Origin of the sequence: Paraburkholderia sp. (assembly GCF_034668105.1) — a bacterium.
GTDB lineage: Bacteria > Pseudomonadota > Gammaproteobacteria > Burkholderiales > Burkholderiaceae > Paraburkholderia.
Genome location: NZ_JAXDPY010000588.1, coordinates 1 through 6,501, shown reverse-complemented (window position 1 = coordinate 6,501; position 6,501 = coordinate 1). Strand labels below are relative to the sequence as shown.

The following is a 6,501-nucleotide window of genomic DNA, read 5'->3' as shown; positions in this document are numbered from 1 at the left end:
AGAGCGGGCGTGCCGTCGATGGGCAGGCGAGCGGTCATAAATCAGTCTCCGTTGTCGATCGGAGTTAGCGCTTCAGCGCTTACTCCGATCCCATGCACAGCTGTCGACCAGAGTTAGCGCTTCAGCGCTCACCCCAATCCAATTTGTGTTTTTACCACGCGGAGCCAAGATTTGCCGCCGCACTAACGGATGGTCTGCCAATAAGCTTACACACGCCCCGCTCAGTGCGGCTCGATCGCAACAACCCGATGCAACGGCGCAGCATTCGACGGCAAACAAGCCGGCCCCACCGGTTCAAACGTCTTGTACCCGAGAATAAATTCCTGATGTCCAAGCGTTTCCGACTTCGACGCCGCCCCGAGCGACACCGCCACCGTCTGCTCAAACACTTCGCGGCCGACTTCGTCGAGCGTGCCGCGGCCTTCGAGAATGCGGCCGGCGTCGACGTCCATATCGCCGGCCAGATTGCGATATGTCGCGGGATTCGCGCACACCTTGATGACCGGCGAAATCGCCGAGCCGACCACGGATCCGCGTCCGGTCGTGAACAGAATCACATGCGCGCCGCACGCGATCAGTTCGCCGATTTCCGTGTTGTCGCTGATGTTCGGAAAGCCGAAGCGCGGCTCGCCGTCAGGCACGACGTCGAGGAGATAGAGGCCACCGGTCGGTGGCACATCACCGGGTTTGATGATGCCGACAATCGGCGACGCGCCGCTTTTCGCATACGCACCTAACGATTTCTCTTCTTGCGTGGTGAGGCCGCCGTCCGCATTGCCGACAGCAAAACTGCCATGCCCGAGGATCGAGTAGTAGCGCGCCGCCTTCGCGACACACGCAACGATTTCATCGCCGAGTTCCGGCCTCGCGGCGCGCGTTTTCATATGGAACTCGCAGCCCACCAGCTCGCCGGTTTCTTCGAAGATGCAGGTCGCACCGGCGTCGATCAGATGATCGAACGCACGGCCCACGGCCGGGTTCGCGGTAATGCCGCTGGTGCCGTCCGAGCCGCCGCAAATCGTGCCGATCACCAGTTCGCTCAGCGCCATCGGCACCTTGTGTTGCGCGGCGAGTTGCCTGCGCGCATCGCGAACCCAGTCCACGCCGTATTGAATCGTGCTGCGTGTGCCGCCTTTTTCCTGGATCGTCAGAACTTCAACGGGGCGACCGCTCGCGCGCACGACGTCGACGAGGTAGTGCTTGTTCATGCTCTCGCACCCGAGCGACACGAATAGCACCGCGCCTACGTTCGGATGTGTCGCCAGGCGCTCGAGCATCTTTTCGGCGTACCCGTTCGGATAGCAACCGGGAAAGCCGATCAGATGCACCGGCGGCTCGCGCTCGGCTGAAGGATCGTCGAACGCATCGAGCGGTTCGCGAAACTGCGTGACGATCTCGCGCGCGACGTGATGTGCGCACTCGACCAGATACGCCACCGCGACCACATTGCGGATGCCTTTGCGGCCATCGCTGCGCAGATAGCCTTGCAGCATGGGCGGCCGCGCGACGGCGGATGCTACGGAAGTGTCAGTCATGATCATTCCAGCGCGGCGCGAGGCCACGTCATTGTGCTCACATCAGTGATGGACGAACTCGTGGCCCGCGTCGTGCGTATAGGTGGGCAGGTAGTCGCTTTCGAGGTTGTGCGTATGCAGATGTGCCCCGCGCGCCACCGCTTCGGTCACGTGACCGATCACGGCGCCGTAGCGCAGCACCTTGTCGTCTTTAGCGAGTTCGTGGCGCGCCACTTTGTGGCCGAGGTCGATGGTTCTGGCCAGCGTCACGCGTTCGCCTTCGATCTCGACTTGCGTGCCCGCATCGAGACGCGCCGCCGCGATCAGACAGTTATCCATGGGACTGAGCAGGATCAGGCGTGGGTCGGTCGGCAATGTTGGAGGCGTTTGGGGTGTTTCAAATGGACGGCTGGTCAAGTGGGTTCTCCGTGATGCGTGCGCATTAGTTTTGACCTTCGCCGCTGGCGAGCCGCGCCACCATCAGCGAGCCGAGGATGATCGCGCCATAGATCGCCTGGATCCAGAACGACGGCACCTGGGCAAGCGTCAACAGGTTCTGCACGACACCGAGCAGCAGCACGCCGGAAAGCGCGCCGAGCATCGTGCCCTTGCCGCCGTCGAGCGAAATGCCGCCGATCACCGCCGCCGCGAACACCGTGAAAATCATGCCGTTGCCCTGGTTCGCGTTGATCGCGCCGACATAGCCGGTGACGATCAAACCGCCCACCGAGGCCAGGATGCTGCCGAGCACGAACACGCCCCACGTGATGCGCTCAACGCGAATCCCCGCCGCGCGCGCCGCTTCCGGATTGCCGCCAATCGCATATAACGCACGGCCCAGGCGGTGATAACGCAACACGAATGCCGCGATCGCAAATGCGGCCGCCGCCAGCCACACGGACAGCGGCAAGCCGAGCACGATAGTGGTAGCAAGCGCGAAGAACGAAGGCGGCATATCGAACAGCGTGCCGCCTTTGGTGGCGCCGACCAGCATGCCGCGCAACACGATCAGCATCGCCAGCGTGACGATGAACGCGTTCAGCCGCAAACGCACCACCAGGAAACCGTTGACGAAACCGATCACCGCGCCAACCCCAATGATCGCCAGCAAACCTGCCGCCGCCGGCCATTGGGTCCCGAAGCCCGCGGACGCCGCCGGCATCACCAGCATCGCGCCGATAGCGGGCGCGATGCCCACGGTCGATTCGAGCGACAAATCGAACTTGCCGGTCAACACGATCAGCGATTCGGCGAGCACGACCAACGCCAGGGCCGCGGACGCACCCAGCACGCTGATCAGATTCGCCTTCGTCAGAAAGCTTGGGCTGACGAACGCGCCGATCACGATCAGCAATACGAGCGCGGGCAGCAGAGCCAGTTCACGCAGCCGCGCAAGCTCACTGCGAGCACGTTTGCCGCGCGTCGCCAGCGCAACCGGTTGCGGCTGGGCAGGCTGACCTTGCGCCGTGCCGAATGCAGGGCTGGGCACACTATTTTTCATGAAGACTCACTCCTTCAACGGATGCAATCAGGTCGTGGTCCTGCCAACCCGCGGGAAATTCGGCCGCGACACGGCCACGGAACATCACCAGCACGCGGTCACAGGTGCGCAGATCGTCGAGTTCGCCGGACACGACCAGCACGGCTTTACCGTCTTCGCGCACCCGGTCCACGACTGACAACAACGCTTCTTTTGATTTCACATCGACGCCCGCGGTCGGGTCGATCAGTACGAGCACGTTGGGATCGGTGGCGAGCGCGCGCGCCATCACGACCTTTTGCTGGTTGCCGCCCGATAGGCCCGACACGATATGCTCGGGACCTTGCGCGACGATGCCGAGCGCGTCGATCATCTTCTGGCCGAAGGCGTTTTTCTTCGCCGGTGGCGCGATGCCGAACTTGCCCAGCAAACGCGCGATGGTCATCGAGGCGTTTTCGGCGACCGATTGCGTCAGCACCAGGCCTTCGTGATGGCGATCCTTCGGCACGCAGCCGATGCCGTGCGCCAAGGCTGCCGGCACGTCGCCGGGCGGCAGCGTCACGCCGTCCACGCGGATCGCGCCGCTCTTCGGCGCGCGCAGACCGGCAATCGCTTCGGCCACGCTAGTGCGGCCGCTGCTCGTCGCGCCGGTCAGCCCGAGCACTTCGCCGCGCTTCACCGTGAACGACACGCCTTCGTAGTCGGAACCGGCCAGCGCTTTGACCTCGAGCGCGATCGCTGTGTCCGCAGGCAACGCGGCGCGCGCCGCCGCATCGGCGACGGCAAGGCCACCGCGTTCGCCGGTCATCGCTTCGATCAACTGCTCACGCGGTAACGCGGAAACCGGCGCGCTGACGATATGCCGCGCATCGCGCAGCACCGTCACGGCCTGGCAGATTTCATAGACCTCTTGCAGATGATGCGAGATAAACAGGAACGTCACGCCTTCGCGCTGCAACTCGCTGATGCGGCGAAACAGGCGCTTGATCTCGTCGCCGTCGAGTTGCGCGGTGGGTTCGTCGAGGATGATGAAGCGTGCGCCATACGACAACGCCCGCGCAATCTCCACCAGTTGCCGCGCTTCCACGCTCAGATCGCCGGCACGCGCGTCTTCACGTACGTCGATCTTCCAGTGGTCCAGCAACTCACGCGCGTCGCGACGCATCGTGCGCCAATCGATCACGCCGCCGCGCGCAGGCTGGCGGTTGATAAACAGATTCTCCGCAACCGAGAGATCGCGGATGATCGTCGAATGCTGATAAACGCAGGCAACCCGTTCACGCCATGCGTCGCGGTCCGCGATCGACGGCGCGGCCACGCCGCCGAAACGCACCTCGCCGGTATCGGGTTTGCGCAGGCCGGTGAGGATCGACACCAGCGTCGATTTGCCCGCACCGTTGCGCCCGACGAGCGCATGCGACTCGCCAGGCATCACGCGGATGCTCACGTCTTTCAGCGCGGGCGTGGAGCCGAAGCGCTTGGTGACTTCAAACGCTTCGACCACAGCGGGAAGTCCCTGCGCGCCGAGGAAAGTCCCCTTGGGGGACGCCCCCTCGGGGGATGGGACAACCGGCACGGAGGGCGTCGGCTCGCTCATTTAACGGTATTGCCCCACAACGTTTTGTCGTCGACATTCGACTTCGTCACGAGCGGTGCGGGCAATTGATCTTCGAGAACGCCCGGCGACAACTGGACGATGTTGCTGCCATGATCGGTCGGACCCGGCTTGAAGGTCTGGCCGGCCAACGCGGCCTTGATGTAGAAGAGGCCGTATTTTGCGTACGAATCTGCGGGTTGCGACACGGTGGCGTCGATGTCGCCGCGACGGATCGCCTCGAACTCCTGAGGAATGCCGTCGTTACTGACGATCACGACATGCTTTGCATCGCCGGCGGGAAACAGCATTTGCTTACGACGCAGGGTTTGCAACGTCGGCGACAGATAGACGCCGCCCGCCTGCATGTAGATCGCTTTCACGTCAGGATTCGCGGTGAGCAGACTGTCGAGCGCGGTGGCGGCAACATCGCCTTTCCAGCTTGCCGGAATCTCCAGCAGCGACAAACCCGGATAGCCCTTCAAACACGAGCGAAATGCTTCGGAGCGGTCGCGCCCGTTCACCGACGCCAGGTCGCCCATGATCTGCACGACCTTGCCCGACTTCACATGCTCGCCGATGTACTTGCAGGCTTTCTCGCCGTACGCGCGATTGTCGGCGCGCACCACCATGGCCACCTTGCCTTGCGTCGGCGCGACGTCGACCGCGACCACCGGCACGTTCTTCGCCGCTGCTGCATCGAGCGCGCGGCTGATCGCCGCCGAATCCAGCGGCCCGACCACGATGCCCTTCGAGCCGAGATTCAGCAGGTTGTTCATGTCGGTAATCTGCTGAATGGGATCGCCGTTCGAATTGACCGGTGCGAGGATATCCATGCCCATGTCCTTCGCGTATCTGGGCAGATAGTTGTTGTACGACTGCCAGAACGGCGACGTGAGCAACGGCAGATCGAGACCGATCTTGCCAGCGTCGGCGGCTTGCGCGGCGCCACTCACCGCGAGGCCGGCGATGCAAGCTGCCGCCGCGACGGCAAACATCGAACAGCGGAACATACGGCGAGCCGCGTGCGGCCCTTTTACGAACGACATGGTTTGTCTCCTGTGTCGGCTGGAGTTAGCGCTTTAGCGGTTACTCCAGCCCCATGCACGATAGTGCGTCGTGGGAACTGCGTGAACCGCCTTCGAGCGGCGGCCACTTCGTGCTGCGCTTTCTTATGAAGTATTGGTGTGCGCTTATTCACCAATGAACCTATTATTCATATACGGACTTTTCGAAGTCAAGGAAGGTGCACTGCACCATGCGTCGGTGTTTCCCCTGGAGCCGCGACACTTCGCGCCACAATTACCCGCACTTACACTCACGCGCCAGATAATGAGAAAAGCACACGGAGCCTTGCTCACCATGGACGCAGAAGACAAAGACGACGCCGACCGTTACCGCGCGCCTGCGCTGGACAAGGGTCTCGACATCCTCGAACTGCTTGCCGAGCAGAAAGAAGGGCTAACGCGCGCCGAAATCACCAAGTTGCTGGGACGCAATGCGAGCGAGATGTACCGGATGCTGGAGCGGCTGGTCGCACGGCAGTACGTCGTGCGCTCGGCGGCGGGCGACCGCTATTCGTTGGGTCTGAAGCTGTATGCGCTCGCGCATCGTCATCCGCCGATGAACCGGCTGATCTCCGAAGCGCTACCGCTGATGCAGCGCTTTGCCGATGCGGCGGAACAGTCATGCCATCTGGTGGTGTACGACCGCGGCAATCTGCTGGTGATCGCGCAGGTGGACGGACCCGGTACATGGGGCATGTCGGTACGGCTCGGTTCGCGGGTCGGCCTGATCGATACCGGGTCGGGCCGCGTGATGCTCGCGTTTCAAAGCGTGGAGCAGCGTGAACAGATGCTGACCGAGCACACCAAGGTGAAAGGCGAAGTCACGATCGATCGCGATGCGCTCGA

Annotated in this window: 6 protein-coding genes; 1 reads left to right on the top strand and 5 read right to left on the bottom strand. The window is 63.0% G+C overall.

Annotated features, from left to right (window positions below):
• Window positions 1-221 precede the first annotated feature (221 nt).
• The 5 genes from QOC89_RS26020 to QOC89_RS26000 are packed head-to-tail and all read right to left on the bottom strand — an operon-like array spanning window position 222 to window position 5,586.
• Window positions 222-1,535 carry a UxaA family hydrolase gene (locus QOC89_RS26020; protein WP_323047648.1) on the bottom strand — a complete coding sequence of 438 codons (1,314 nt, stop codon included), beginning with the start codon at window positions 1,533-1,535 and terminating at the stop codon, window positions 222-224.
• A 42-nt stretch (window positions 1,536-1,577) separates the two neighbouring features.
• Window positions 1,578-1,931 (bottom strand): UxaA family hydrolase, encoded by a 354-nt coding sequence (locus QOC89_RS26015; RefSeq protein ID WP_416340472.1) that lies wholly within the window; start codon window positions 1,929-1,931, stop codon window positions 1,578-1,580.
• A gap of 25 nt (window positions 1,932-1,956) precedes the next feature.
• Window positions 1,957-3,015: an ABC transporter permease gene (locus QOC89_RS26010; protein WP_323047647.1), complete on the bottom strand. Its 1,059-nt coding sequence runs from the start codon at window positions 3,013-3,015 to the stop codon at window positions 1,957-1,959.
• Window positions 3,005-4,591 (bottom strand): sugar ABC transporter ATP-binding protein, encoded by a 1,587-nt coding sequence (locus tag QOC89_RS26005; RefSeq protein ID WP_323047646.1) that lies wholly within the window; start codon window positions 4,589-4,591, stop codon window positions 3,005-3,007. The genes QOC89_RS26010 and QOC89_RS26005 overlap by 11 nt, the downstream gene beginning before the upstream one ends.
• Entirely contained in the window at window positions 4,588-5,586 is a 999-nt protein-coding gene (locus QOC89_RS26000) for a sugar ABC transporter substrate-binding protein (RefSeq protein ID WP_416340473.1), read from the bottom strand. The genes QOC89_RS26005 and QOC89_RS26000 overlap by 4 nt, the downstream gene beginning before the upstream one ends.
• A 364-nt stretch (window positions 5,587-5,950) precedes the next feature.
• On the opposite strand from QOC89_RS26000, the gene QOC89_RS25995 reads away from it, so the two are divergent.
• Window positions 5,951-6,501, top strand: a 551-nt coding sequence (locus QOC89_RS25995) for an IclR family transcriptional regulator (RefSeq protein WP_323047644.1), incomplete at its 3' end; no start/stop codon positions are given.

Bases quoted from the DNA above. Each gene is read 5' to 3' on its own strand.
- QOC89_RS26010 (WP_323047647.1), bottom strand. From the start codon at position 3,015: ATGAAAAATAGTGTGCCCAGCCCTGCATTCGGCACGGCGCAAGGTCAG.
- QOC89_RS26005 (WP_323047646.1), bottom strand. From the start codon at position 4,591: ATGAGCGAGCCGACGCCCTCCGTGCCGGTTGTCCCATCCCCCGAGGGG.
- QOC89_RS26020 (WP_323047648.1), bottom strand. From the start codon at position 1,535: ATGACTGACACTTCCGTAGCATCCGCCGTCGCGCGGCCGCCCATGCTG.
- QOC89_RS26000 (WP_416340473.1), bottom strand. From the start codon at position 5,586: ATGTTTGCCGTCGCGGCGGCAGCTTGCATCGCCGGCCTCGCGGTGAGT.